At 34.9% G+C, this 26362-nt stretch carries 26 protein-coding genes; 6 read left to right on the forward strand and 20 right to left on the reverse strand.

Translation table 11 applies throughout. The annotated features are described in order from the left end of the window. Positions 1–5: 5 nt before the first annotated feature. The 14 genes from CY0110_RS17685 to CY0110_RS17750 form a co-directional block, all read right to left on the reverse strand. Positions 6–2123, reverse strand: coding sequence for an OmpA family protein (locus tag CY0110_RS17685; protein WP_008276880.1), 2118 nt, complete (start codon positions 2121–2123; stop codon positions 6–8). A gap of 26 nt (positions 2124–2149) precedes the next feature. Continuing rightward, a complete protein-coding gene (locus tag CY0110_RS17690) occupies positions 2150–2800 on the reverse strand; it encodes a hypothetical protein (RefSeq protein ID WP_008276881.1) in 651 nt (216 codons plus the stop codon). Between the two features lie 84 nt (positions 2801–2884). After that, positions 2885–4984 carry a cation:proton antiporter gene (locus CY0110_RS17695; protein ID WP_008276882.1) on the reverse strand — a complete coding sequence of 700 codons (2100 nt, stop codon included), beginning with the start codon at positions 4982–4984 and terminating at the stop codon, positions 2885–2887. Positions 4985–5152: 168 nt separating this feature from the next. After that, positions 5153–5992, reverse strand: a complete 840-nt coding sequence (locus tag CY0110_RS17700; RefSeq protein ID WP_008276883.1) for a YwiC-like family protein — start codon at positions 5990–5992, stop codon at positions 5153–5155. Positions 5993–6246: 254 nt separating this feature from the next. After that, positions 6247–6909: a Na(+)/H(+) antiporter subunit B gene (locus CY0110_RS17705; RefSeq protein WP_008276884.1), complete on the reverse strand. Its 663-nt coding sequence runs from the start codon at positions 6907–6909 to the stop codon at positions 6247–6249. After that, positions 6906–7448: a DUF4040 domain-containing protein gene (locus tag CY0110_RS17710; RefSeq protein ID WP_008276885.1), complete on the reverse strand. Its 543-nt coding sequence runs from the start codon at positions 7446–7448 to the stop codon at positions 6906–6908. Before CY0110_RS17710 ends, CY0110_RS17705 begins: the two co-directional genes overlap by 4 nt. Positions 7449–7474: 26 nt before the next feature. Next, positions 7475–7753 (reverse strand): monovalent cation/H(+) antiporter subunit G, encoded by a 279-nt coding sequence (locus CY0110_RS17715; RefSeq protein WP_008276886.1) that lies wholly within the window; start codon positions 7751–7753, stop codon positions 7475–7477. Positions 7754–7780: 27 nt separating this feature from the next. Further along, the gene (locus CY0110_RS17720) at positions 7781–8038 is read right to left on the reverse strand and encodes a hypothetical protein (protein ID WP_008276887.1); all 258 of its coding nucleotides are present in this window, start codon (positions 8036–8038) and stop codon (positions 7781–7783) included. Then, positions 8035–8424, reverse strand: coding sequence for a Na+/H+ antiporter subunit E (locus tag CY0110_RS17725; RefSeq protein WP_035799844.1), 390 nt, complete (start codon positions 8422–8424; stop codon positions 8035–8037). The genes CY0110_RS17720 and CY0110_RS17725 overlap by 4 nt, the downstream gene beginning before the upstream one ends. A gap of 35 nt (positions 8425–8459) precedes the next feature. Beyond that, a complete protein-coding gene (locus CY0110_RS17730; protein WP_008276889.1) occupies positions 8460–9917 on the reverse strand; it encodes a cation:proton antiporter in 1458 nt (485 codons plus the stop codon). A gap of 74 nt (positions 9918–9991) precedes the next feature. Next, positions 9992–10336, reverse strand: coding sequence for an NADH-quinone oxidoreductase subunit K (locus CY0110_RS17735; RefSeq protein WP_008276890.1), 345 nt, complete (start codon positions 10334–10336; stop codon positions 9992–9994). A gap of 93 nt (positions 10337–10429) precedes the next feature. After that, complete coding sequence (locus CY0110_RS17740) at positions 10430–10837, reverse strand: phosphate-starvation-inducible PsiE family protein (protein WP_232285751.1); 408 nt, start codon at positions 10835–10837, stop codon at positions 10430–10432. 172 nt (positions 10838–11009) lie between these two features. Continuing rightward, a complete protein-coding gene (locus CY0110_RS17745) occupies positions 11010–12377 on the reverse strand; it encodes a cation:proton antiporter (RefSeq protein ID WP_008276892.1) in 1368 nt (455 codons plus the stop codon). Between the two features lie 79 nt (positions 12378–12456). Continuing rightward, positions 12457–14217, reverse strand: a complete 1761-nt coding sequence (locus tag CY0110_RS17750; RefSeq protein WP_008276893.1) for a SulP family inorganic anion transporter — start codon at positions 14215–14217, stop codon at positions 12457–12459. A gap of 585 nt (positions 14218–14802) precedes the next feature. On the opposite strand from CY0110_RS17750, the gene CY0110_RS28020 reads away from it, so the two are divergent. Beyond that, positions 14803–15945 carry a glycosyltransferase family 4 protein gene (locus CY0110_RS28020; protein WP_008276894.1) on the forward strand — a complete coding sequence of 381 codons (1143 nt, stop codon included), beginning with the start codon at positions 14803–14805 and terminating at the stop codon, positions 15943–15945. Between the two features lie 115 nt (positions 15946–16060). Next, positions 16061–17176, forward strand: coding sequence for a CgeB family protein (locus CY0110_RS17760; RefSeq protein WP_157464606.1), 1116 nt, complete (start codon positions 16061–16063; stop codon positions 17174–17176). Positions 17177–17193: 17 nt separating this feature from the next. On the opposite strand, the gene CY0110_RS17765 is transcribed toward CY0110_RS17760, so the two are convergent. From CY0110_RS17765 to pdxA, 4 genes are all read right to left on the reverse strand, one after another. After that, positions 17194–18630, reverse strand: coding sequence for a GTP-binding protein (locus CY0110_RS17765; RefSeq protein ID WP_008276896.1), 1437 nt, complete (start codon positions 18628–18630; stop codon positions 17194–17196). A gap of 131 nt (positions 18631–18761) precedes the next feature. After that, positions 18762–20576 carry an EAL domain-containing protein gene (locus CY0110_RS17770; RefSeq protein WP_008276897.1) on the reverse strand — a complete coding sequence of 605 codons (1815 nt, stop codon included), beginning with the start codon at positions 20574–20576 and terminating at the stop codon, positions 18762–18764. 57 nt (positions 20577–20633) lie between these two features. Next, positions 20634–22745: an EAL domain-containing protein gene (locus tag CY0110_RS17775; RefSeq protein ID WP_035799846.1), complete on the reverse strand. Its 2112-nt coding sequence runs from the start codon at positions 22743–22745 to the stop codon at positions 20634–20636. Between the two features lie 166 nt (positions 22746–22911). Continuing rightward, entirely contained in the window at positions 22912–24015 is a 1104-nt protein-coding gene (gene pdxA, locus CY0110_RS17780) for a 4-hydroxythreonine-4-phosphate dehydrogenase PdxA (RefSeq protein ID WP_008276899.1), read from the reverse strand. Between the two features lie 155 nt (positions 24016–24170). Between pdxA and petM the strand changes: the two genes are divergently transcribed. From petM to CY0110_RS17800, 4 genes are all read left to right on the forward strand, one after another. Next, on the forward strand, positions 24171–24284 hold the full coding sequence (petM, locus tag CY0110_RS17785; RefSeq protein ID WP_008276900.1) for a cytochrome b6-f complex subunit PetM: 114 nt from the start codon (positions 24171–24173) through the stop codon (positions 24282–24284). A 94-nt stretch (positions 24285–24378) separates the two neighbouring features. Next, positions 24379–24750: a photosystem II reaction center protein Psb28 gene (gene psb28, locus CY0110_RS17790; RefSeq protein WP_008276901.1), complete on the forward strand. Its 372-nt coding sequence runs from the start codon at positions 24379–24381 to the stop codon at positions 24748–24750. A gap of 37 nt (positions 24751–24787) precedes the next feature. Further along, the gene (locus CY0110_RS17795; RefSeq protein WP_008276902.1) at positions 24788–25147 is read left to right on the forward strand and encodes a TMEM165/GDT1 family protein; all 360 of its coding nucleotides are present in this window, start codon (positions 24788–24790) and stop codon (positions 25145–25147) included. A gap of 13 nt (positions 25148–25160) precedes the next feature. Next, the gene (locus CY0110_RS17800; protein WP_008276903.1) at positions 25161–25442 is read left to right on the forward strand and encodes a TMEM165/GDT1 family protein; all 282 of its coding nucleotides are present in this window, start codon (positions 25161–25163) and stop codon (positions 25440–25442) included. Here CY0110_RS17800 and CY0110_RS17805 read toward each other — a convergent pair. Beyond that, a complete protein-coding gene (locus CY0110_RS17805) occupies positions 25439–25666 on the reverse strand; it encodes a hypothetical protein (protein ID WP_008276904.1) in 228 nt (75 codons plus the stop codon). The two genes, CY0110_RS17800 and CY0110_RS17805, sit on opposite strands and share 4 nt — an antisense overlap. Before the next feature lie 194 nt (positions 25667–25860). Beyond that, positions 25861–26124: a DUF3146 family protein gene (locus tag CY0110_RS17810; RefSeq protein ID WP_008276905.1), complete on the reverse strand. Its 264-nt coding sequence runs from the start codon at positions 26122–26124 to the stop codon at positions 25861–25863. Positions 26125–26362 lie beyond the last annotated feature (238 nt).

Consider the following 26362-nt stretch of genomic DNA (forward strand, 5'->3'; position numbering starts at 1 on the left):
CGTATCTAATTAGGAGGAATCAAAATTTCAAAACGAACACACCGACTTAGCCATAAGGGTTGATTGCTTGTTACACCAGGAGGCGGTTCAAGGCTCACAGCAGTTGTTAAGCGACTAGCATCCACTTTATTTTTTAGCAACACTCTTTTTACCTCGTTAACCCTAGCCTGAGCTAATGCTTCATTTTGTACAACTGAACCTGTTGTATCACTATGTCCTATAATTATAAGATGAACTTGGGGATGTTCAGCTAAAAATTTTTCAATAGTCTTTAGTTTTTCGTTTATATTATCAGTTTTAATACTACTAGAGTTTTGATCAAAATAAAGACGAGTTTCTAAATAAGGTTGGGTTTGAAACGTAGTAATTACCTGCTCAACTCCTGGAATTTTTTGAAAGGCTTGGGAAATTTTTTTACTTTGACTAATATTAAGGACAAATCCTGTAATAGTAACATTATGATTTTGATAATTAGTCTTAATAGCTACCCCTTCAGTTTGATTGAGAATTTCCTCGATCCGTTGCACTTCTCCTGCGATGGCTTTAGCATCAGGAGGAACATTAACGGCAACAATTTGATTATTTAGGGTCAAATGAGGGGTAACTTGATGACTGATATTTTCTGCTTGTTCTTTTAAAGCCAGGTTTGGAACTCTTCCTGTTAATATTAATTGTCCTCTTTTTACTTCGGGAATAATCCGATAAACAGATAATTCTGGCGCAGCGTCTAAGGCATTTAATACTTCTCTTTCCCAGTAATCAGTTATTTTATAACGATAAATACTTGTACCGATACTAACAATAATCAGTGAAAAAATTACTATTAAAGCAATAGGTGGCTTGGATTCTTTTGATTTAATACCAAAGTTAATTAATCCCTTGAGTTGAGGATCAATAAATTGAGGGATAGTAGATTGATCTCCATTAAAATTTTCAATTGTTCGGCCACTTTTAAGAATGATATGACTTAAAGTTTTACGAATTTGATTGAGAAAAGTTTTGGAAGTTTCTCCCTTTATAATAACGGCTAAATAGCAATATCCTGCTACTTCTAAGATAATTTTGGCATCATCATATTCAATTTCATGAAGTTCAGATATTTTTCCGTCTACAGCAACACGATCATTTACAAAATCACGAATTGCAGTTAACATTGCTGCCCATAAATCTACTTCTTCTATTGGATGAGATTCAGATTGGACTTGACTTATAATTAAACCCGATGATTTATGAATTAATAAAACAGCTTGAACCGAAAAATTAATAGATTCTTGCAAAATTAATTCTGCTTCAGATACCCCTTGGATTTTAGCTTGTATTTTTCGCCTAATCCCATCAATTGAAAGTGTATTTTCTACTTTATCATTAATAGATTTAGCTAATTCTACCATATATTTAGAAATGGTGTTACCAATGACTGGATAAAGTGCATCCACCATCGCATCTCGTTCTACTTCGATTTGATTTTTAATAGCTTGTCCCATTTCTGGTCCTAAAGTTTGGGCGATCGCTTCTCGATCTAGTTGAATTTGATTTTGAATAGCTAAAGCCATTTCTGGTGCGATAGCTTTAGCTATTTCTTGAGGAGAATTTTCAATTTCTTGGGCAATGGCTATTGGTAAAATATCGGCGATCGCCTTACTCATCTTTAAGCGATCTTGTTGAAATCTTTTTGTGATAATTTGATCAATAACAGGAGTAATAACTTGCTTAATATTTTCTTCTGATACTGAGGAAGAATCTAATAATTCGGTCATTAAAGGCCATAATATATTAATGACTTCTTCAAGGTCATTTTTTTTGTCTAATTGATTAATCTTCTGTTCTAATTGACTTAGTTTTATAGCAATAGAATCTTGACACTTTATTTTTTTTGAAATTTTTGATTTTTGAGGAGATTGATAAGATTTTGAGTATCTATTTTGTTGTTTGATCCCGTCTAATTTTTTAGTAACGCGATCTTCTGTTATTTCATCTTCTGTTACTTCATCTTTGTTTTCTTTATCTAGCACTTCTAATTCTGTTAATAATCCTAACAAGTTGTTTAATACTTCTGCGGAATTATCATCAGAATCGGGCGATGATGATGGAGTCTCAAAAGAATTCTCGTCGAATAATGCCATATCTATCAATTCTCAATCATTTTCATTTATTCTTCATTACTTTCTGATTCCAAGCTTGCTTTTTGTTCTAGTAAAAATAATTCAGTATGACTATTTTGTTCAGTATTTTCTGGAAACTCTGTGACAAATTCATCTCCTTTAATTTTGACACAAAGTTCAAATAAAATGTCAGCCAAATCAGTACGAGAAACTTTATTGTCTTTAAGATTAACTAATTCATTCTGTATAATCTCAAATAGCTCTTCTCGCAAAGATTGCATTGATTTTTGTAATTTATCTTTAGTTTGAACTAGATCGTTTCTTAATAAGTCCGTTTGTCCTGTTATATTTTGATTCAAAGATTCAATACTTCGAGAATTATTTTTAGCTGTTGAATCAAGTTCTTTTTCTAATTGATTAATTTGTTCGTGTGTCGTCATGCTCAAATATTTCAGTTTTTTGTCCAAAGAACTAGCTACTGAGCGAATTTCTGTTGTTAAAGAATCTTGAATTTGATCTAGGCGATCGCGTGTTTCTGTTTCAAATAAAGAAAAGTCTCTAGTTAATTTGCCGATATTTTGCTCACACTGTTGAAAACGCTTTTCGTATTCTCGAATTGTGTTACCAAATAATAAATCACGGATTTGTTCAATATTCCCTAGACGATCACGCATTTCTTCTCTTGTTATATCTGCCATTTAAAATACTCCGCAGTGTAATTAAGGTTACCTATGTTGTCTCATCATTGTAACGTTTTTTGACTGTACTTGAATAAATTCAGGTTAAGAATGGGGTTGACCAAATAATACTAAAGAACATCTTAATTTTTTGAGAACTTCTGTGGTGATATCGCTAACAGCTAAACCGCCGGCGGTACGACGGCGAAAAGACCTTAAAATAACGAGATCAAACTGATGAGATGCTCGAATAATCACTTGAGCCGGAGCATCATGAATAATCATTTTTATTTTACATTTTTCTGATAATTCATACTCAGTGATTAAATTAGATAAGGTCGTTTTAAATTCAGTGACTTGTTGAGTTGGTGTTTGGCGATCGCAGATATGTAACAAGGTAATAGAACCCTGATTAGCATCAGCGAATAGTTTAGCAAATCGAATTGTTTCTAAAGTAACTTTACTTAAGTTTTTAATTGGCACTAAAATTCGGTGTAAGTTCACCGGATGATCCAATAATCTCGTCACGGCAACAGGACAATGGGATGCCCAAAACACTGTATCTAAAATAGTTCCAAATAGTCTCGCTTTCAACCCTGTGTTTTCACTCCATCCCATAATAATTAAGTTAGCATTTTTTTCTTTTGCTGCACGACTAATTCCATGAGAAATATCATCATCAATTCGGATCATCGGTTGAGTATCTACATTAAATTCTTGACTAATTTCTATTGCTCGTTCTAATAACATTTGACTTTGTTTTAAGTTTCCATCCAGTTGCGGATCATCCATGTGAACACCAGCATTCGCAATGGAAACCGGCACAATAATTCCTGATTCTTTTTTGGCTAATAAAGCTCCCATTTCGATTAAATCTCGTTGTGTATGGGGATTATAAATAGGAATCACAATCGTAAAATTCTCATTCTCTCTTTCAGACTTTAATTGTGGTAACCATTCATCTAAGGTACTACCAATATCTCTATAATCTTCATTATTTTTTGCTTTTGGTAAGGGTAATTTAGTCGCGAATTGGGCAGTTAATATAGGACCCAAAATTGATGTAATTAACATTAAAACAATGACGCTATTAAAAACTGCTTCATTAATCAATCGTTCCCCTGCTGTATTTTGGACTTGATACGCTGCTAAAGCTGCTGCTAAAGTAGCAGCAACTTGGGGTAATGATAAAGACCACATGGTAAATAATTCAGGCCAAGTATAGCGATAAATAAACTTAGTACCGGTTGCAGCAAGTAATTTTGCAAGGATTAAACCTCCAACAATACCAAGCACTAAAGGTAATTCAAATTGAATGGTTTTGACAAAAGCAGGAATGTCTAATAATAATCCCATTCCTACAAAAAAGAAGGGAATAAATAAAGTCCCTCCCACAAATTCCACTTTCTCTTTTACTGGTCCATTACCAACAACATCATTGACGGCTAAACCCGCTAAAAAAGCCCCAACAATTTTATCAACATTAATAAATTGTGCGCCAATAGATGCTAAAAATACGGCTAATAAGACAAATAAAAATTGGTTACTTTCTTCATCTCCGGTTCGTCTAAAATACTCTTTTCCTAACCAGTCAAAACCAAAGAGAACAACAACTGAATAAACTCCTAAAGAAACCAGTTGAATGATCAAGCTAATCGGCGAAAAATTTCCTCGATGAATAGAAACAGATATGGCTAATACTAACAAAGCAGCAATATCAGTAAAAATGGTTGCCCCTATTGTTACCATAACGGCTTCATTTTTTACCATTCCTAACCGTTGAACAATGGGAAATCCTAATAAGGTATGAGAAGCTAAAAGAGAACCAATTAAAATAGAAGAATTCCAGCCAAATCCAAAATTAAGACCGACATAAGTTCCTATGAATAGGGGAAATAAAAAGGTTAAAATACCAAATATTAAAGACCTTTCTTTTGTTTTACGAAATTCAGCTAAATCTATCTCTAATCCCGCTACAAACATGAGATAAATTTTACCAATCTCTGCAAATAATTCAATACTTTCTGAGTTAGCATCTAAGAGATATAATCCATCTTTACCTAAAATAACACCGGCAAAGAGTAATCCTACTAACCCAGGAAGACGTAACCGTTCAAAAATAGGCGGTAACGTCAGAATAACCAATAATAAGATAGTAAAGGAAACAAGAGGATTATCCCGTAAAATAGATAACAAATTTTCCATTAAGGTTAGTCTTCGCTGATTACCTTAATCATTATAGTCTCTATTTTAAATATGAGGAGAAAGACTTAAACATAGAGATAGAATTAGATGCTCGATAATTTTATATAAACTCCATAATGAGTCAATATTATCAAATTTTCACAAACTAAAAAATATTACCCTATTTTTTTATCCAGGGGATAAATGTGCAGGAAGAACACTAATAGAAGCAATGGCAACATAAACTAGACTAAATCTCGTTTCAAAAATAGCAATTGAGTGAAAACTGGCTTGACGATACCAGTTTAATACACAATTAACAATGCCAAATTTAATTAAGGCTACCGCGAAAGATAAGGCTGTAATCAATGATAAACAATTTACACTGTACAATCCTGCCACAATTACCATTGATATACCATGATAGATTATCCCTGGTTTTAATGAATGAGTTTTTTTCTTACGTAGCTTAATAGTGTAAATAGCACTACTAAAAAATAAGCTGTTCAAAATCCATATTCCTACAGCTTCAATCGAAAGATTCCCTGTGGTTGCACCATAAGCTAAAGGTGCTGCTAGAGAAATGGCCGCAAAACTGATCATTTCGTTAACAATGGATTTGTGCTTTTGGTGAAGGACAGCAATACCATCAGCAATTAAACCTATCACCACTAAGCCATAAACGGCTAACAACATGGGTGAGTGAAACCAAAGAATGATAGCGATACTGAGCGCACTTATCCCATAGATTCCCCCCCAAATCAAAAAACGAGGTTTCCAACTTTTCCTTTGTTTTAGTTGCACGACATAGGGATGTTCCATCTGTAGAGTCAAAAAGGCACAGAGCAAAGCGAGATTCGTCCATTGATTCCAATGTTGTGCCAAAGCAGCACCGGTGAAAAAAGAACCCAACAACACCAAAAATACACCCTGTTCTGGGGCGAAGGTTGGGCGAAACCAAAGAAGTATTTTGGGTGATTTTTTGGCATTATGACTATCAGTGAGAAAGGGAAAAGAGGAGAGTGCCATGAAATCAAAGCTCATTTAATTAAGAATTATTCTCAATAATAGTGAAACATACATTGATCAATTTAGAAGAAAACTTAAGGTTTTATTTCGTTTGTAGGGGATTATCTAGAATAGGAAGATGGAGGAAAAACTGATGATTGATTCATTAATAGATATTTTTGATTCAAGCAATCTAGTTGATCTTGTTTCCAACGATTCTAAGTAGTAGTAAAGAACTAGAAAAGCGTCTTCTAAGCGAGGTTATCAATGATTCATTATAATAATCCTCGATAACGAATAAAAATTAAAATTACTGCCCAAGAACCTAAAGCAACTTTAATAGCCACTAAAATATTTAAAATAGGTATGATTCCACCACTAAGTAAGCTTCCCATTTCTCCATAGGGCAACTCTAAACCAATTAAAGTAATAACCGCTAAGATAATGAAAATAAGCACAGAAATTTTTTCCCAGGTGGCTGCTTGCCAACTTTGATAGAGTTTTTGCATCCATTCAGTGGGAGAAGTAATGGCAATCAAACCAATAGCGGTTCCTCCAGCAACTCCGGCCGCAAACCCTCCTCCTGGGCTAAGATGTCCTCTAATAGCTAATTCGATACTAACTAAGGCAGCAATAGTCGCCCCCAACCGAGCTAAAACAATAGAAGGTTGATCATTAAATTGATAAATGTGGGTTAACGGTTGTTCATTGGACATCAGAAAGCGAACACCCATTACAGCAAGAGTGAAGACAACCACCTCAAAAATAGTGTCATAAAGACGGTTACGGAAAATAATCCCAGAGACAGCATTAGGAACCCCACTATCTTGTACGATGGTTTCAACTATGGAAACATCCACCATTTCTGCCATTGGGTTAGGCATAACTATCATTTTCACATATAGGGCGATTCCTGCCACTAGATAAACCCATTTCATAACTGTTTCTCCTTGATATCTGAGGGGTTAATATAAGTAATTAAAGATGAGGATAGTTGTGGTTTAATAATCTCATAAAGCCGTTGAATTCTGGTCACTGTATGATAGGAATAATCATTATCTATACTCTCTTGGCAAGTTCCATGAATATCTCGATTTTCTAAGGCTTGGTTTAGTTCATTTTTATCTTGATAACAAACCAATTCTAAACGCAGATGATATTGATTTAAAATGGTTCTTAAATGATCTACTAATTGGTTAAACTTCTCTTGATTAGCGTCTTCCTTTTCTACGATTCCTAGACGCATTACCATAGAAGAGCGAACGGCAACCCCATACAGTGTAATAGCTAACATCGTACCCACTAAGGCTTCGGTTAAACCAACATCTGCTGCCCCAAACATTGCATAAACCAAAGCAGCGATCGCCCCTAAAATTCCCCGAATAACTAAGGCATGATAGGGGTTGACTTGTAAGACAGTTAAACAAGCAGAAAGAGGTAATAAAGCAGTGATAACATAGAGATAGATGTCATTCATTTGAAAATAAGTAAAATTAATTATTATTATTGTTGATTGTCTTCACTACTAGAACAGTAAGCTAAAACATAACCTAAAACTGTGTTCCAAATAGCCAAAGAAATAATAGCTAAAATCAATAATGGCCATTCACTGGGAATTTTTAAAAAGAGTCCAAAAATAATACTCATTGACCCTAATGTATCAGCTACAGATAAACTATGAAGCTTATATAAAACTGAGCGATCTCCCACTAAAGGAAAAGTTCCCCAAAACCAAAAGATTAGACCAACCCCGATACAAAAATAACTTAAATAGGTAATCATAATTTTAGTATTTTAACAAAAAAGTTATTAATTTTCGATTATTTTCATTCGTTTTAAGATTTGTGCTAGTAACATTAAAGAAGCGTTTCCTAAGCTAAGAATAAGAACCCCTACTACTCCTATCATCCAATCATCTCTTAAGACCGAAATAACTAAGATCATAACAGAGGTTTTAGTAGCAATACTAGCAAAAGCTAACATTTTTTGCCAAATATCGTTATCTTTACAGGCTTCATAGATGGGAATTAGTAAGGCTAAAATCATAATAATTAAAATCAAGTTCACGATGGTTTCCTCCGTTTAATACGATGCACTTCGTACCATCCTTCTTCATGATATTTTAAGACAATTGTTTTTGGGGTAAAGGTAATGATAAAAATATCTAAAAAAATTAATCCTGGGGTTCTTCGCGGTTTGACCCTTTCCATTTCTATGTATTCTTGTTTGTGAGGAAATAACATAATTTCTATAGCTTCAACGTAAGCTTGAGGAATGGCAATTAAAACTTCTACTAAGGCACGAAACCAGTCTTTTAGTTTTCCTGGAGAAGTTAGTTTTCGAGGTAATAATAAACAGATGGTTGCCCCAATAATGATATTAGCCAGACTAACATCAGAAGTCAGTAAAAACCAGATAGTCAATTTTAACAATAAATCTAAATAAGAAATCATCGTATTAGTTATCAGTTGTTTAGAATCAAAAAAAATTATCTTATTCTTAGCCCAATATCTGGGAATAAGACTAACCATAATAGAAAAATTAATGTTAAACTCATCACCCCAATTAAATGATTAAATTCTTCAGAGACACGAGGTAATTTTACAACAGCTTTTTTAAAAAATAAATGATAAGCTACCCATCCTAAGAAAATCGTGATCAAAGGTTTTATAATATTTTTGATGCTATAAGCTTCATAATAAATACCATTAGCTAGAATTAACCCACTTAATAATAAAGTCATCGCTGCCCAAAACCCTAATGTCACTTTACTATTTTCTGTTTTCCCATGAGGCAAAAAGATAAATTTGGCAAAGGATATAGAAGTTCCCAAAGCAGCAACATTCATGGCAATGACTTGCCAAGGTAAAAGGTTTTTCATGGTTAATACTTTTGCCCCAAACCCTGATAATAAAGGAAACCCTGATATAGAAAAACTAGCCATCACCAAAGCGATCCAAACTGGTGTATTAATAGGAATATGTTTTAATTCTTTGAGGTTACGACTGGGTAAAATTCCTGCGATTAAAAATAAAGCAGACTTGACTAAGCCGTGGGTTAAAGCATAAAATCCTCCTACCTCTGGGGCTGCTAAAATAAACCCTAACTGGGAAACTGTGTGAAAAGCTAACATCCGTTTACTGTCTTTTTCAAACACTGCGTAACCTACCCCTAATAAAGCCGTCCCCGCGCCAAAAATGCGAACAATGGGATCGACTTCACTCACCATTAATGCACAACGGATGAGGGGATAAACTCCCGCTTTAACCACCACTCCTGATAACATGGCAGAAACTGGGGTTTCCGACTCGGAATGGGTTAAGGGTAGCCATAAACCTGATACAAAAATACCCCCTTTAGCCAAAAGTCCCAAAAAGATCAAGGCGATCGCTTCTGGGGGTGATCCTTGTAACCCTACAAAACTAAAAGAATGATGAGACTGATAGACTAATGCTGACCCCACCAGATAAAATAACATGGCTACATTGCTGACGAAGAGATAACGCAACCCTACCCATATTGAGCGATCGCTTCTTGGGTAAGAAATGAGCAAAAAGGCTGCAATACTTATCACTTCTAGGGCAACATATAAACTAATAAAGTCAGCACAAATAAACGTAGCATTAACGCTTCCGTGTAGGATGATAATTTGAGTATAAAAAAAGGCTGTTTTGTCACTCTGCCAACAGTAAAAAAGGACAGCTAAGGTAACTAAAGCATTGGTAAGAATAAAAAAGCCACTTAAATTATCAATTAATAGAATAACCCCAAAATTATCTAGTAATTGAAACTCTAAAAGAGAATCAATATTAAAAACTTTTAAAGAATAACCCAAGGAAAATATAGCTACCCCTAAAGCAAGGTAGCGGGCTATCTTAGGCAATAAATAAATACTAAATCCAATAAATAAAGGTAGGGCTATCCAAATAATTGTTAAGGCTTTCATTATAGGGTATTATTAATTAATTAAGAGTTTCATTATTAATTTTGAAATAATGTTAATTGAGCAATTCTGAATCATTAGCCCTTTGCAGGTGTATTATTTTTTTCAATTTCCTTAGTTTCCAAAGTTGGATTATTGTGAGCTAATTTCATCGCACCAACTAACATTAATGCTTGAATAGAAAACCCGATAACAATGGCAGTTAAAATAACTGCTTGCGGAACAGGATCAGCATAATCATTATTGCTACTCCTATTCATAATTGGTGTAAATAAACCATTGCTTGACGAAATCACAACGTAATAAGCAATTACCCCTGTACTCATTACATCCATAGCAATTATTTTCATCATTAAATTCTCTTTAAAAAAGATGCCAAAGAAACCAAATAAAATTGTCGCAAAAATAAACGCTTCTAACATAATCAATAATGGGTTTATTCTTAATATTTCCTAAATAATCTCTAAAAACACTTAGTTTTGGGGAAAGGGCGATCTTTGTTCATCCTTTGTTTGTTAATTAGATTTGTGATTAATAAAGCGAATTATAGCATAACTTGCTGCTAAAGCAAGACAAGCAAAAGCCAAAGCGATCAAGTCATTTTTAGCATATTTAGTAGGATCAAAAATTATAATTTTCCTAGCTACTGCTATCAAAGCAGTTACGACAACTAACTCAACTTGAACAATATGTTTTCTTAAATAAGCTGTAATATTTTCTAATAGTTCTAAAGCAATTAAGACATTAAGAAATAATCCAAAAATTTCTATTAATGTTTGATTAAAAAATCCCACTGGTTCGGTAGAAAATAGATCTCTAGCTAACACTAGAGATAAATCAAATAAAGAAACCCCAATAACAATAACTAAAGCAACGGATAGAACTTTAGAAACGATATTCTCAACAAGATGAATGCCCACCATAAAATTATCATCTTTTAATAATCTAATTGCTTTAATAATGAAACTTTTCAACCAGTTTTTCGACGGGTTCCTTTTTGTCATTTTTATTGCTTTTACTATATCGGCTTATTAGTTTACCATGAAACTTGTAAAAAAGGGACAATATATAATTTATAATTGTCCCTTTTTTGCTTTAGTTAGCTGTATCAGCATTTGGTAATTTTTCGGCTGTTTCTGAGGGTTCTTTAAAAGCAAATCTTAATAAAGGAGGTGCTATAAATGTTGTTAGAATTACCATTACAATGATAGCAGCTTCCAAAGATTGACTTAATACTCCACTAGCTGAACCAATACCAGCAAAAACTAAGCCCACTTCTCCCCTAGGAATCATGCCAAAACCGATGGCTAAACGGTTAATTTTTTCTTGTCCTGTAACTGTCCATCCTGTAATTAGTTTGCCTATAATGGCAACAACAATTAAGAAAGTAGCAATAATTAAACCTGCTCTATTTTCAGGGACAAAGGGATTTAACACACCTAAATTGACTTTAGCTCCTACACTAACAAAGAAAATGGGAACTAAAATATCGGCAATAGGAACCACTTGTTGATCCAATTCTTTGCGCTTGTCGGTTTCATCTAATACTAAACCAGCAGCAAATGCCCCTAAGATTGCTTCCAATTGAATTACATTAGCCATAAATGCCATGAAAAAGGCAAAAATCAAAGCAGGGATCACTAACTTTCCACGGGTTTGCAATAAATCAGAAACCGCCATAAAGGACTTATTAAAGAATTTTCCTAAGAAAATCGATCCTAATAAAAAGACAGTTGCACTAACGATCAAATAGATTACATTGACAACATCAACTGTTCCTGTTTTAGCTAAACTAGCGACAACAGCTAAGACGATAATACCTAATACATCATCAATAACCGCAGCCCCGACAATAATTTGTCCTTCTTTCGACTTGAGATAACCCAACTCCGACAAGACTTTAGAAGTAATACCAATACTGGTAGCGGTTAAAGCTGCACCAGCGAAAATAGCAGGAATAGTTGAAACATTAAAGAGTAACATCAAGCCCACTGTACCAGCCGTAAAAGGTGCAACCACACCAACAACCGCCACAATAGCTGCTTGATAACCCACTTCCTTTAACTCTCTGATATCCGATTCTAAACCAATTTCAAAGAGTAGAATGATGACCCCTATTTCCGCTAAAACCGAGATTACCTCGCTTTGGGTATTAAACACTTCTGGAACCGCTTCTGGGGTTAAACCCGCTACTAACTGTAGGAAACTCATCAACACAGAGTCTGTAGCAGTGGCACCGCTTTCGGGGAACACTAATAAATGTAAGGCAGAAGCACCAACAACAACACCCCCGACTAATTCTCCTAATACGGGAGGTAAATTAAGGGCTCTTGAGATTTCTCCCCCTAATTTACTGGCTAAATAAATAATAATCAAACTGAGTAATACACCGGCTAAAATCATCGGACCAAGATTTGCAGTGGTTTCTGTGGCTAAGAGTGGAATAGGTGGATAGATGAACATGGTTTTTTAACTAAGTGGACAACTGTTTAGGAGAGATGGGGAGACATGAAGAGAGGGAAGCATTAAAACTTCTCTCCCTCTATTTGGAATGGCGATCGCTGAAGACAATACCATTACTTGAGTTGGTATCATCTTCAGGGAAATGAGAATGATTGATTCCCATCTCGTTTTGAATTTGATCGATGGTATATCCGTTGAGACTGGCAACCGCTAACTGTAAGGCTGCAACACGGGTTTTAACACGGTTTTGATGGGGAACTCGATCCAAGATATTGAATTTTTGTAGTCTTTCTTTGATTTTTCCTTCGCCCCCGATAATGAACACTTCTAACCCTTTAGCGTAAGCATCATCGATGGTTTTTTCTAAGGCTAAGGTTGCAGTAACACCTAATAACGGAACATTGGTTAAGTCAATCACCAACATCTTATAGTTATCTAAAATTGCCTGACGTTGGGTAATGGCTTTAGCAGCACCAAAACTCATTGGACCAGCTAAGTCTAGTAACAGAATGCGACCATTTGCTTCTTTCATCAAGTGCTTGGCTTCTTGGGTTGCTAAGGTATCATCTTCAGGGTGATCAATAGCTTTAACGCGATCGGCTTGAATATCGGCTAATTTTTCGATGGTTAAAATGTTCGCAACGAATACCCCTAAACCAACGGCAGTAATTAAGTCATAGAAGACAGTTAGCAACATTACCCCGTACATGATAGCTGCTGCTTTCCAAGACAGGTTATGAGCGCGTCTGAGAAACTTCCAATCAATGATATCGATACCGACCTTAAAGGCAATACCGGCTAACACTGCTAAGGGAATATTTTGAGTTAAAGGAGCAGCCCAAAGTACCACCACTAATAAGATTAAGGCACGAGATAAACCTGATAGGGCAGTGCGTCCCCCGCTTTGAATATTCACAACGGTTCCCATGGTTGCACCTGCACCGGGTAAACCACCGCATAAACCAGAGATTAAGTTACCAATTCCTTGACCAATTAATTCTTTATTGGAGTTGTGTTGCGTTTGGGTTAAACTGTCAGCGATAACTGCCGTTAATAGGGCATCAATACACCCTAACATTCCCAATACTAGGGCGTTGACAATCATGGTCTGGGTTTGTGCTAGGGTAAAGGTAGGCACGACTAAAGAAGGAAGTCCTGTACTAAACTCAGGGATGGTTTTAATGTTTTGTCCTGAGAAGAAAAACATCGAAACTAAGGTACAGCCGACTAAAGCTATTAACTGAGGCGGTACAAATTTCTTCAGTCTTGAAGGCATCAAGAATAAAACTGCTACCGCTAACAGTCCTAAAATAGCTTCGCCAGTATGAGAACTTAAGCTTCCAATAACGTCAGGCGCGTTTTTCAGTGCAGCAATAACGCCTCCTTTGGGGTTTTCCGTTCCCAATAATGGACCAAATTGCAACACAATTAAAATCAGTCCAATACCCGACATAAAGCCAGAAATTACTGTATAGGGCATCAGGGTAATATACTTACCCAGTTTCAGAGAACCGAGAATAATTTGAAATATTCCTGCTAACATGACAACAGTAAACGCCATGTATAATCCCTGTTCTGGGTCAGCAGCTGTCATTTTTGTAACAATAGCTGTCATCACCACTGTCATTGGCCCAGTCGGTTCGGAGATTAGGGTAGGTGTCCCCCCAAATAAAGCAGCGAAAAATCCGATTAATACTGCACCCCATAAACCTGCAGCCGGGCCGGCACCAGAGGCAACCCCGAAGGCGAGGGCCATAGGAAGGGCGATCACGGCTGCGGTTACCCCGCCAAATATATCACCCCTGATATTTCTAAAATGAATTCGATTCGTTATTTGCATGAAGAATTATTAAATCTTAATTAAGGTTTTTTCATATTTTGATTGTAGGTGACGAACGTCTTTTAGTGAGACATTTGCGTAAATTTACAGGGAACAGTCGATTGATTAGTAAGGAAGAAAAAGGTGAAAACTCTTTTGAATCCTACGCTTTAACTCCCTATAGGTCTAAAAGTCTGTTGCTAACTTATTTATAGACTAGATTCTATTTTTTTTAAATTAATCATAGCCTAATTACTATAGAAGACTACAACAAATATCAAAGATCCGTCAAGACCCTAGTTGTAAATTTTGTTAACGATTAGAAAAAGTCTGTTTTATGGCCGCGGATTGCCTGATAACTCTTGCTTTCAAGACAAAAAGCTCGGTAAAACCTACTCCAATTATCACAGGCTATCAATAAGAGTAGACACTCGGCAATACCCAAGAGACAATAGTGATATGGATTGTGTCCCATAAAAGCGAATTTTGTACTGACGTTTAGCCTAAACTTTGTAAACACTAAAAACATCTCGTGCTATACTTCTAAAAGTAATCTTAACTAATCAAATTTTTAGCGTAAATATTAACTAATATTTTTCTTATATTATGAATACCCCTTTAGCAATTTGCGCTCCAAATCTTGGGGCAATTTCTGAAACTTTTATTCAACGACACATGGAAGAATTATTGCCTAATAAAGTTGTTATTGTTGCTAATAATAACAAAAAACCTTATTGTGGCTATTGGACTGTAGATGCTCCTTCTTTAGTTATTAATAATATCGAAGTAACAGGTCTTAAATTAGGATTAAAAAATTATCTAGCCCGAAAATTATTTAAGCAGTCTAATCAAGAATCAATCAATTTAGCTATTCAAAACTTTTTTCAAGATCATCAAGTTCAAGTTATTTTAGGAGAATACTTAAACTATACTTTTTCCTACTTTAAAATAGCTCAAAAATTAGATATTCCTTATTTTGCTCATGCTCACGGGGCAGATGTTTCTATTTATTTACGTCAAGAAAAATGGCGAAAAAGATATAAACAATATCAACAAGCTGCCGGAATTATTACCATGAACAAAATCAGTCGAAAACGATTAATTGATCTGGGTATTGAAGAACATAAAATCCATGTTATTCCTTATGGTGTTGATACTCCGAATGAAGCGATAAAAAGACAAAAAAATGAGTTGATTCGTTGTCTTGCTGTGGGGAGAATGGTAGGAAAAAAAGCACCCATTTTATTATTAGAATCTTTTCGTAGGGCGACTAAAAATTATCCTAATTTACAACTTGATTATGTAGGTACAGGAGATTTACTGCCTGCAGTTCAACAATTTATTCGTGCCTTTCAACTAGAAGATAAAGTTATTCTTCATGGCAAGCAACCGAATGAATTTGTCTTGCAGTTAATGAAAAAAGCTGATATATTTTTGCAGCATAGTATTGTTGACCCTGATAGTGGCGATGAAGAAGGATTACCTGTTGCAATTTTAGAAGCTATGGGATACTGTCTACCTGTTATTTCTACTAGACACGCAGGAATTCCTGAGTCAGTTTTAGAAGGAGAAACAGGGTTATTAGTCGATGAAGGAAATGTTAAAGAAATGGCACAAAATATTTTAGCATTAGCTCAAGATTTTGATTTAAGACAACAAATGGGATTAGCAGGATGGCAACGAGTAAAAGAATGTTTTAGTTGGGAAAAAGAGAAGAAACAGTTACTAGAAGTGATGAAACTTGCTTGATTGACTTTAATTAATTGTTACATTAGAAGATTACTTACGATATCGTAAATATTAATCAATGAATATCCAATCAGACCTCAACTCAAATCAAAAAAGCCTTGATTTCCTTCTCCTAATGGAAAATTACCAAGGTTCCTATACAAAAGCTATCAAAAGAGATCCCCAAGTTTCTTCTCTTAACTATAAAGACTGTTCTCAAGCTTTATTTACTAAGCAGATTTACTATGGAGATACCTATCTAAAAGCATTTTCAGACCAGGGATATAATGTACAGCAAATTGTTCCCACTTGCGTACCCCTTCAATATAAATGGGCTGTAGAAAATGGCGTTTGGGTTCCTCCACAATGGTCAGATAAATCATATTTACAGTGGTATTGGCGACGTTTTTTAAAAAATAATCCTGAACCTTGGGCAATTAATAAAATTTTAACGGAACAAATTAAAGAATGGCGACCAAAATTTCTCTGGATTTTTTCGGGAGTTCCCATTACAAAAAAGCAGCTTCAAGAATGGCGAAATTATGTAAAACATATTATTTTATGGTGGGCTTGCCCTTTAAATATGGGAATACCATATAGTCATTTTGATTTAATTTTATCGGGCATTCCTAACTTAGCTAAGTATTTCCAAATTCGTGGTTTTAACGCGGCCCATATGCCCCATGCTTTTGATCAACGTATCTTACAAAAAGTATCTCTTCCGACAGAAAAAATTCCTAAAGTTGGCTTTATTGGTAGTTTATCGGAAAGTCATTTAGAAAGAATTTTATTTTTAGATCAATTATCTCGTCAGGTTGACATTGATTTTTATGGTTCAGGGGTTGATTTACTCTCAAAAGATAATCCTTTGCGTCAAAATTATCATCATTCGGTTTGGGGGGAAGAACTCTATAAAACTTACGCTTCCTATTTAATTGTGATTCATAAAAATATTGGTATTGCGGGCCGTTCTTTTTCAGCGAAAAGACTGTTTGAAGCAACAGGAATGGGGACTTGTGTCGTAACAGAAGCCAGTGACGATACCCGTGAACTTTTTAAACCAGATGAAGAAATTGTCACCTTTTCTTCTTTAGAGGAATGTGTAGAAAAAATCAAATATCTTTTAAATAATCCTCAAAAAGCTATCGAAATTGGTAAAAAAGCTCAACAAAGAACCCTCTCTGAACATACCTATGCCAATAGAGTTCAAGAGTTGACCAGTCATCTTAAAGATTTTGAATTATGGGACTAAAAATAAGCCCTATTGCTCTAGTTTTTAACCCGTTTTAATTTAGCTCCCAATTCCCACTTAATACGATTTAGGATTGAAGTTTTATCCAGGGATAATAAAATCCGTTTAACCACTGTTTTCGGTCCTTCAGGTCCCCAGGCTGCTCCATTGGCTAAATAACGTTTAGTCACTTGCCCAATGGCATAACAAGACACTCCGGCTACACTACCTTGAGTCATGGCAATGGAGAGATAGGGAAGTAAAGACAGTCCGGCTGTTGTCGGAATGACTAACCCTAACATTCCTTTAAGAGAACTCAAACCCAAAGAAGTCAAAAACTCAGTGGCACTAATACCCCCCATACTGACCCCAATTTTTTGTAAGAGTGCGATCGCTCCTTGTTGAGTCATGGGAATACCATAAAGACGAGATAACGCTAAAATCATAGCCACATCTACCACCGCTCCAGTTAATAAATCAACCACTGTCACAGGATTTAAAGCAATGGCCATGGCTTTAGTCATGGTAGCTTTATGAATTAATTGATTAGCTGCTTTTTCTCTAATTTCTAATTTACGGGCTACAATCTGCTCATTAACTTCATCAGCGTATAACATGGTATTGAGAGCCACTAAGGATTTACCTTCGCGATGCAAGATTTCTAAGATTTTTAACTTCAATGCCTCAACTTGAGCCTTTCCTCTTCTTTTTTGTTGCTTTATATTTCCCTGATTATCCTGACTAATTTCTGTCACCAATGGAGAAGCAGCAATCATGACAATTTCATCAGGAGAGAGTAATTCTTTAACGCGATCGTCTCGTATTTTTTGGTAAATAGCTAAGCGATCGGTTTCTGGATATTGATCAATTTTATTAAAGGCTAAAATAATCGGTTTTCCTGCTTCTCGTAACTGAGATAAAGCCTCAAATTCTACTTTGGTCATATCTCCTGAAATGACAAAGAGAATTAAATCCACTTGTTTAGCCATTTGATGGGCTAATATTTCCCTGGTTTCCCCATCAACCTCATCAATACCAGGAGTATCAATTAACTCTATTTGAGACTGTCCCCATCCTGATAAAGCGACTGTTTGTAAACCTTGTATATTATCATCTGGTTTTAATGTCCATGAAGCTGTATCAATGGCTTGAGTGACCCCATGAAGGGGCCCTGTTTTAAAAATGTCTTCCCCCAATAGAGCATTTAAAACGGAGGATTTTCCCCTTCCTACCATGCCAAAGGCAGCAATTTGTACCAGAGAATGCTCTAATTTCTCTAACATTTCTGTGAGATTATTTAACTCTCTTTCTAACCCTGTTTGTTCCTGAGCGGTTAAATCTAAATGATTAACTAAATTTCTCAGACTCTCTTGTGCTTGTTGATAGTTTAATTGTTCTTGAATTTCATCAAAATTAATTAGAGCTTCGTCTAAGTCGTGAAAGTTTAAAGGGTTATCATAACTCGCTTCAGACATTTTTTGTTAATGATTAATAGACTGAGACAATCATTGTGAACAATAAAGGTGACCCTTATGATCATACTACAAAGGCACTTTTATTATCAAAAAAAGGCTTTTTTCTCAAAAAATCTTTATTTCAATCTCAATCAACAAGAAACTTTTGAATCTTGAGAAAGGTTTAAAAATTGAGTTGCTTCGATATTAGTTAAGGGTTGACTTAATAAATAACCTTGAGCTTCTCGACAACCTAAATGTTGCAATAAATCAAGTTGTTTATGGGTTTCAACCCCTTCTACAATAACCCGTAAATCTAAACTGTTTCCTAAAGCAATAGCTGCTGAAATAATAGCGATAGTTTCTGGTTTGTCTATAAGTTCTTGAATACAAGATTGGGAAATTTTTAATGTACTAAAGGGAAATTTGGACAGATGATTCAGACAAGAATAACCGGTTCCAAAATCATCCATCGATAAATGAACCCCCAATTGTCTTAACGCTTGTAAAACTTGATGAGAAAGTTCTGAATTAGCAAGAATAGCTTTTTCTGTTATTTCCAATTCAAGCCAATGGGAATCAAGTCGTGTTTCTTGTAATATTTGTTTAATAATATTGACAAAATTAGGATCTTTTATTTGTAACGGAGAAAGATTAACCGATATAATAAAATTCGGTAAACCCATGTCTTGCCAAGCTTTAGTTTGACGGCAAGCCTCCCTTAAAATCCATTCTCCTATCATTAAAATTGAATCAGTTTGTTCAGCGATAGGAATAAATTTTTGGGGATTAATTTGACCTAAATCTGGATGATTCCATCGCACCAGTGCCTCAAATCCAGATATTTCTCCTGTCTTGATTTTAATTTGTGGTTGATAATAAAGTTCTAATTCCTGCTGGTTTAATGCTTGTTTTAGCGCAGTTTTTGCTTTTAATAATTTAGAGGCTTTAGGATCGATAGTTAAATGATGTTTTTTATTCGATAATATTGCTTTCTTTTTATGGTTGAATAACGCAATTTCTGCTTTTTGTAAAAAAGTGTGACTATCTTCGCCATCTTTAGAGTAAACAGCACAACCAAAACTATATTCTAAGTATAATGGTGTTTCAGATAATATTAGGGGTTGACTAACATTTTTCAAAATTCTTTGAGTGATTTTTTCAATATCATCTCCATGATTAATTTTCGGTAATAAAAGAATGAACTCATCATCTCCCCAACGAGCAACAATATCACTACCCCTCAAAGTAGATTTAAGTCGTTGAGCTACTTCCACTAGAATTTTATCACCAACAGGATAACCCCAGTTTTTATTGATGGCTTTGAAGTGGTTAATATCTAATAAAAGTATGGCCACTGATGTATGATATTGCTTGGCATTTTTCAGGGAATTAAATAAGTATTCTTTAAATAAAATTCTGTTCGGTAATTTGGTTAATGTATCTTGATATTCTTGAGCTTCAAGGGTATCTTTAGGATTAACGAGTTGAGATTCACAGTTGACATCAAGAGGAGGGTTTGATAGGACAGACTGACTATCAACCTCTGAAGAATCATTAGTTAATTGCTGAGGTTTATTTTTAGTAATATCAGTAACTGTATTGAACCATTCATAACTTTCGTAATAAGTAGCATTGACTTCACAACCAAAATTAATTAAGTCTCCGTTTTTTAACTCTTTGATCAAGCATTGTTCTCCATTAATATAAATGCCATTACGACTTTTATTGCCATCTAAATCTCCGTCAATAATCCAATAAGAATAAGTATTATTACGTCGATTTTTTCGTTTCATCAATGTACCATGACGACGGGAAGCTTGTTGAGAATGAATGACAATAGAATTCTTTGTGTGTCTGCCAATAGAATAGGTTTCTTCTTCTAAAGAAATGGTTTGCCGATATTTTTGATCTTCAATAACGATTAGATGGCGGTTTTGCTGAGGATCATTTTCATGAGTATTCATAATATTTTTAGTAAGAAGTGGGATAGAAAAAAATCAAAATTTTGATACCGATTAAGATTAGGGAAAAATTAAATATTTTTGTTGATTAAAACTGAGTAAATAATTTAATACTTCTTCTTGAGTTAGAGGATGACTAAAGAAATATCCTTGCATTTCTTCACAGTCCAATTGTTGAAGTAAGTTTAACTGTTCTTGATTTTCTACTCCTTCAGCAATCACTCTCATATTAAATCCACGACTTAGGGTCATAATAGCAGAAATAATGGATATATCTTCAGGATTTTGGTTAAGTTCTCTCACAAAACTTTGATCGATTTTTAGGGTATCAAAGGGAAATTTTTTTAAGTAACCTAAAGATGAGTATCCTGTTCCAAAGTCATCCATAGAAATATAAACTCCCATATTTCTTAATTCATGTAACGTTTGACTAGCTAAAGTTGTATTTTTCATCAATATCGATTCTGTTACTTCTAATTCTAACCACTGAGGCTCTAATCCAACCAAGTCTAATATCTTTTCTACAGTTTTAATTAGGTCTGGTTGCTGCAATTGTTGTGCTGATAAATTAACAGCAACTCTCACAGGAGGTAACCCCATTTGTTGCCATTTTTTATTCTGTTGACAAGCGGTTTTTAGTACCCATTCCCCCACAGGAAGAATTAAACCTGTTTTTTCTGCAATTGGAATAAATTTATTCGGTCCAACCAATCCTAGGTTAGGACTTTTCCAGCGAACTAAAGCTTCTAAACCGTAAACTTGACCTGTTTTAATATTAATTTGTGGTTGATAATGTAGGATTAGTTCTTCATTTTTGATAGCTTGATGAAGTTGAGTTTCTAGAGCAAAATTCTCAGCAATTTCTAAACTCATTTCTGGGTTATAAAATTGATAATGATTTCGTCCTGATTCTTTCGTACGAGATAAAGCAGCATCAGCATTTTTGAGAAGTATCTCTGCATTTTTTCCATCTTCAGGATAACAAGCAATTCCTATACTACATTTTAAATAAATTTGATTTCTTTCTATAGTTAATGGATGTTCAAAAGTCTTGAGTAATCTTTTAGCAAATTTAGCTGATTGGTCGGGATCTTGTATCTCTGAAAGAATAACTACAAATTCATCTCCTCCCCAGCGACAAACGAGATCACTTTTTCGGACTTGGGAGGTTAATCGTTGAGCAAAACAGTTTAAAATGCGATCGCCAATACCATGACCTAATGTATCGTTGATATTTTTAAAATTATCAATATCTATAAATAAAATAGCTAATAATTTATTATAACGTTCACAATTTTTTATTGTTAAAGAAATATGTTGATCAAAAAAAGCACGATTGGCTAATCCTGTTAAGCTATCATGAAAAGCATGATATTTCAGTTGCATTTCTGCTTGTTTACGCTGAGTTATATCAAAAATATAACTTCTGATGAGTTTTTCTTTGGTTAAATAATGGATATGCTGTTCAAAACTTTGATCTTTTATGTCAACTTCTCGAATGACTAAACTACCATTATTGTAGTTTGCCTTTTCAATCAATCCCTTTAGTAAAGGATGCCGAACTTGAGCTTTTTCTAAGTCAGGAAATTTTAAATTAGCGGAAGGATTCAAGTATGTAATAACTCCCTGATTATTAATTTCAATAATGGGAATAGGACTCAGTTCTACAACAGAAGCGAGATTGGTTATCTCGGATAAAGTTGGTTTTTTGATGGGATGCTCAATAATTTGTGTCTCAGTGGAAATATTTTTATAATCACAAGATGTAGCAGTCGAAAAAACATTAGGGGTTAAATTTTCAATAAATTCTTGACTTTTTTGATCAATAATATAATAATGGGCTGTTATCTCTTTCGTAAAGTAGATAACATCTCCATGTCTTAGTTCACATTGATTAATTTTATTACCATTAACCCTAATTCCATTTCTACTTTTCCCTCTCTCAATTGTCCCATCTATAATAAGATAAGAAAAGTGATGATCATTTGGAGTTTGCTTGATAAGAGTAGCGTGTTCTCTAGAAATTCCTTCAGCATTGATAACAATAGAATTTTTAGGATATCGTCCGATCAAATATTGAGGTTCATTAAGGTAAAAAACTCGCTCACCATAGGTCAAATTAAATACTAAGATATGTTGTATATTTTGTTTTTTTTCTGTTAAATAGGGCATGGGAACAGCAAGAAAGGAGAGAGGAATGGGATAATTACTTAAATCGCTACTCAAGTTATTATTAATTATGAATGATGAATTTGTCCTTTCCATTGATCGCAACCCTACTAAAAAGGTGATCTTGATCACATCAGATGTGTTATTTTAAGTCATAATTTCAGTAAATTTACTTTAATTTTTGCTGAGTTAACTCAGCAGCTAAATTGATGGCCGCTTTAAGACTGGTATCTCTAGCAATGCCTTTTCCAGCAATATCAAAGGCAGTTCCATGATCAGGAGAAGTACGAATAAAGGGGAGACCAATGGTAGTATTAATCGCTTGATCAAAAGCCATTAATTTAACAGGAATTAGCCCTTGATCGTGATATAAAGCTAAATAAGCATCGGCTGGATTCTTCATCGTTAATGTGGGTTGATCTCTAGAAGGATCGCCGGTTTGTCCCACTTTCAAAGAGTTGCCGTACCAAGCTTTGGCAGGTTTTACCCACATGGTGTCAGGGGGGACTAAGCCCAGTAATTCTACGTCTGGATATTCGCTTTTTGCTATTTCTAGCCAAGGCAATAACCAATCTTTTTCTTCTGTCCCTAATTGTCCATTTTCCCCACTATGGGGGTTTAATCCTGAGATAACAATTTTAGGATTGTTAATAGCAAAATCCTGTTGCAAACAGTTAATTAATAACTCTAACTTGAGAGACATTAATTCAGGAGTTAACGTCTGAGAAACTTGATTTAAAGGAATGTGGGTAGTCGCTAATAACGTTCTTAATGTCCAATCCGTATAAGGCGATCGCCCGACAAATAACATTCCAAAGCGATTAACTTTAGCTTTTTGGGCTAAGACTTCTGTTTGTCCAGGATAATGATAGCCGGCGGACTTCCAACAAGACTTGGCAATAGGGGCCGTGACGATACCCTGAAACTTACCCTCAAGGGTATGAGTGATCGCTGTCTCTAGATACATAAAACTAGCTTTTCCACTGGCAGCATTACCGCACCCTGGAATAATCTGGCGGATGGTCTGGAGGTCGAGGGGAATGTCTATCATGGATAAACTATCCGGATCAGCTAGGGATTGTCCAGTTGAGTATAATTGCTGATAGGTTTGATGAAGTAGTGATCGCGTTCCGATAACGGTTAGATCACAAGTTTGGGTCAGACTGGGATCAACTAATGCTTTGAGAATAATTTCTGGTCCAATACTGGCGGGATCTCCCATCGTTAAGGCTAAATGAGGACGTTGACGCTGTAGAGAGTCGGAAGATTGCATCTTGTGATTTTACCTTGGTGTTTTACAATACTTATAACGATGATGGGTTAAATTTAGCTAAAATTAATAAGCCTTTACTGTAAGGGTAACTTCAATGATAAGCTAAAACTGTCAGGCAATTATTAATATTTATCCATTTAATTAGGAGAACAAAAATGACTGCTGAAAGCATGATGTTTAACGGGGCCGTTATCTTAATAGTTTTAGTTCTTTTTGGCTTAGCTTGGGGCTTTCTCATGCTCAAAATTCAAGGAGGAGAAGCTGAGTAAGAGATAAGCATTAGGAGGAAACAAAATGAGTTTAATCTCTCGGTTTCCTTCTCTAATTTTAATTGATGTTTTTCATAAATAAAAAAAATTTACTATGAGTGATGTTACTCCTTCTATTGAATTTTTTGTGGGCATTTCTGAAGAATTAAGTAATGTTAGGTTACGACGAAGTAAACAAACAGGAATTCGTAATGTCTTAATGATTTTTGAGAATTTAAAATCGTTAGAACGGTTTAGAAGTTATACAACACAAACCTATGGAGATTTACGTTTAATTGATTCTGAGGGGGAAATTAGTGTTACACCATCTTCCTTGAAAATTATCTGGGGAGGGGATGAAGGGGATGAATTGAAAGAAGTTAGATGTGGATTTGAGATTGAAAAAGACGATCATTGGGATCGTTTTATGCGTTTTATGGAACGTTACGCAGAAGCAAATGGTATGGCTTATCAAGATAGTCAATAATTAATCATTAAAATTGATAATTAAGTAACCTTTGATTATGAATATTGCTGAAAAAACTAAACCTGAAAATGAGCAAAATTTGCCTTCTGACGATAAATTAAAAAATGAAAAATCCTGGAGTTTTTGGACTGTTTTTAGCTCAACTTTTATTACAATATTTTTAGCAGAAATGGGGGATAAAACCCAATTAGCAACTTTATTAATTAGTGCAGAATCTCAGTCACCTTGGGTGGTGTTTGCAGGGGCAGCATTGGCATTAATTGCTACTAGCTTATTAGGGGTATTAATTGGTTATTGGTTAGCCCGTCGTTTATCTCCAAAAACTTTAGATATAGCGGTAGCTTTGTTATTATTAATGATTACAGGGTTACTGATAGGGGATATTTTAAACAGTTAAAGGTAAATTAATTATGGATTGGCAATTATTAAGCTTAAGTTTTATTACCGTTTTTTTAGCAGAAATCGGTGATAAAAGTCAACTAGCAGCGATCGCTTTAGGGGGAAGTTCTAAGTCACCGCGTGCGGTCTTTTTTGGTTCAATTACCGCCTTGATTTTAGCCAGTTTCTTAGGGGTGATCGCGGGAGGAACCATTGCCCAATTTTTACCCACTAAAGTATTAAAAGCGATGGCAGCCATAGGCTTTGCTATGATGGCTTTACGTTTATTGTGGCCAGAATTAGAGGAAGACTAACGACTGTGAATATGAGTGGATGTAGCGACAAAGATTTCTTGTGATTTTTGTTCCTGACTTGATCGTAACGCTTGATAAAATATTGCACTACCAAACCCGATCATTAAGCCACCAAACACAATATAAAAATAGCCAGATAAGACTAATATAGAAATGCTACAAGAAGGTAAGACTTGAGTAAGACTTTTGGTACAGATACTGGACAAAATAGTAGACTTAGTCATCTTTTTCACACAAACATTAGAATTACTTTAGATACAATATCTATATAATATCCAGAATAAATTTGATTTCATTGTATGACTGTAAGCGAAATCACAAGTTAAGTGAGATTTTTAAACAGACTCTGAACAAGTGTCAATGAAAATTAATCTTGTATTATCTAATTATCTTAAATTCTTTAATAAAAAGACAAAGATTAAAGCTGCGATCGCAGGGTAAATTCATAATCTCCCCCAGGTTCTAATTGATAATCAGATCGTTCCAAAAACCGTCCCAAAGGTTCATAAATCAACGCACGTCCTAAAGACGGTTGTACTGATAATTGTCCCTGACGAAAATGCCATTTAAACCGCCATTGATATTCTGCGGCCCTTACTTCTCCTTCCATTTGCCCTTGTTGCCAAGATTGCTGAGTAATACGGACATAAGCGGTGGTTTTCGGTAGATTATTAGAACTCACAGTGACGTTAATCCTTTATGTCTGTAGACTTTTACCATAACAAATCTGTTTTCTATTGTCAGTCATCGCACAACTTGTGGATATTAGGAGAATATAACTTAAATAACTGAGAATAGGCAATAATAAAAAGGTTCATGGTTGTCTGAACAAAAATAAAATTATCGGTCATCAATTATTAAAGAGAATTTCTTTGATAGAAGGGAATTTATTTGAAACTTAGTTGACTTTTTTGTAGTCT

It is taken from the genome of Crocosphaera chwakensis CCY0110, assembly GCF_000169335.1.
GTDB lineage: Bacteria > Cyanobacteriota > Cyanobacteriia > Cyanobacteriales > Microcystaceae > Crocosphaera > Crocosphaera chwakensis.

Excerpts from the sequence above, each read along its gene's own strand:
- CY0110_RS17685 (WP_008276880.1), bottom strand. The coding sequence starts at position 2,123 with ATGGCATTATTCGACGAGAATTCTTTTGAGACTCCATCATCATCGCCC.
- CY0110_RS17690 (WP_008276881.1), bottom strand. The coding sequence starts at position 2,800 with ATGGCAGATATAACAAGAGAAGAAATGCGTGATCGTCTAGGGAATATT.
- CY0110_RS17695 (WP_008276882.1), bottom strand. The coding sequence starts at position 4,984 with ATGGAAAATTTGTTATCTATTTTACGGGATAATCCTCTTGTTTCCTTT.
- CY0110_RS17700 (WP_008276883.1), bottom strand. The coding sequence starts at position 5,992 with ATGGCACTCTCCTCTTTTCCCTTTCTCACTGATAGTCATAATGCCAAA.
- CY0110_RS17705 (WP_008276884.1), bottom strand. The coding sequence starts at position 6,909 with ATGAAATGGGTTTATCTAGTGGCAGGAATCGCCCTATATGTGAAAATG.
- CY0110_RS17710 (WP_008276885.1), bottom strand. The coding sequence starts at position 7,448 with ATGAATGACATCTATCTCTATGTTATCACTGCTTTATTACCTCTTTCT.
- CY0110_RS17715 (WP_008276886.1), bottom strand. The coding sequence starts at position 7,753 with ATGATTACCTATTTAAGTTATTTTTGTATCGGGGTTGGTCTAATCTTT.
- CY0110_RS17725 (WP_035799844.1), bottom strand. The coding sequence starts at position 8,424 with ATGATTTCTTATTTAGATTTATTGTTAAAATTGACTATCTGGTTTTTA.
- CY0110_RS17730 (WP_008276889.1), bottom strand. The coding sequence starts at position 9,917 with ATGAAAGCCTTAACAATTATTTGGATAGCCCTACCTTTATTTATTGGA.
- CY0110_RS17735 (WP_008276890.1), bottom strand. The coding sequence starts at position 10,336 with ATGTTAGAAGCGTTTATTTTTGCGACAATTTTATTTGGTTTCTTTGGC.
- CY0110_RS17740 (WP_232285751.1), bottom strand. The coding sequence starts at position 10,837 with ATGGTGGGCATTCATCTTGTTGAGAATATCGTTTCTAAAGTTCTATCC.
- CY0110_RS17745 (WP_008276892.1), bottom strand. The coding sequence starts at position 12,377 with ATGTTCATCTATCCACCTATTCCACTCTTAGCCACAGAAACCACTGCA.
- CY0110_RS17750 (WP_008276893.1), bottom strand. The coding sequence starts at position 14,217 with ATGCAAATAACGAATCGAATTCATTTTAGAAATATCAGGGGTGATATA.
- CY0110_RS28020 (WP_008276894.1), top strand. The coding sequence starts at position 14,803 with ATGAATACCCCTTTAGCAATTTGCGCTCCAAATCTTGGGGCAATTTCT.
- CY0110_RS17760 (WP_157464606.1), top strand. The coding sequence starts at position 16,061 with ATGGAAAATTACCAAGGTTCCTATACAAAAGCTATCAAAAGAGATCCC.
- CY0110_RS17765 (WP_008276896.1), bottom strand. The coding sequence starts at position 18,630 with ATGTCTGAAGCGAGTTATGATAACCCTTTAAACTTTCACGACTTAGAC.
- CY0110_RS17770 (WP_008276897.1), bottom strand. The coding sequence starts at position 20,576 with ATGAATACTCATGAAAATGATCCTCAGCAAAACCGCCATCTAATCGTT.
- CY0110_RS17775 (WP_035799846.1), bottom strand. The coding sequence starts at position 22,745 with ATGCCCTATTTAACAGAAAAAAAACAAAATATACAACATATCTTAGTA.
- pdxA (WP_008276899.1), bottom strand. The coding sequence starts at position 24,015 with ATGCAATCTTCCGACTCTCTACAGCGTCAACGTCCTCATTTAGCCTTA.
- petM (WP_008276900.1), top strand. The coding sequence starts at position 24,171 with ATGACTGCTGAAAGCATGATGTTTAACGGGGCCGTTATCTTAATAGTT.
- psb28 (WP_008276901.1), top strand. The coding sequence starts at position 24,379 with ATGAGTGATGTTACTCCTTCTATTGAATTTTTTGTGGGCATTTCTGAA.
- CY0110_RS17795 (WP_008276902.1), top strand. The coding sequence starts at position 24,788 with ATGAATATTGCTGAAAAAACTAAACCTGAAAATGAGCAAAATTTGCCT.
- CY0110_RS17800 (WP_008276903.1), top strand. The coding sequence starts at position 25,161 with ATGGATTGGCAATTATTAAGCTTAAGTTTTATTACCGTTTTTTTAGCA.
- CY0110_RS17805 (WP_008276904.1), bottom strand. The coding sequence starts at position 25,666 with ATGACTAAGTCTACTATTTTGTCCAGTATCTGTACCAAAAGTCTTACT.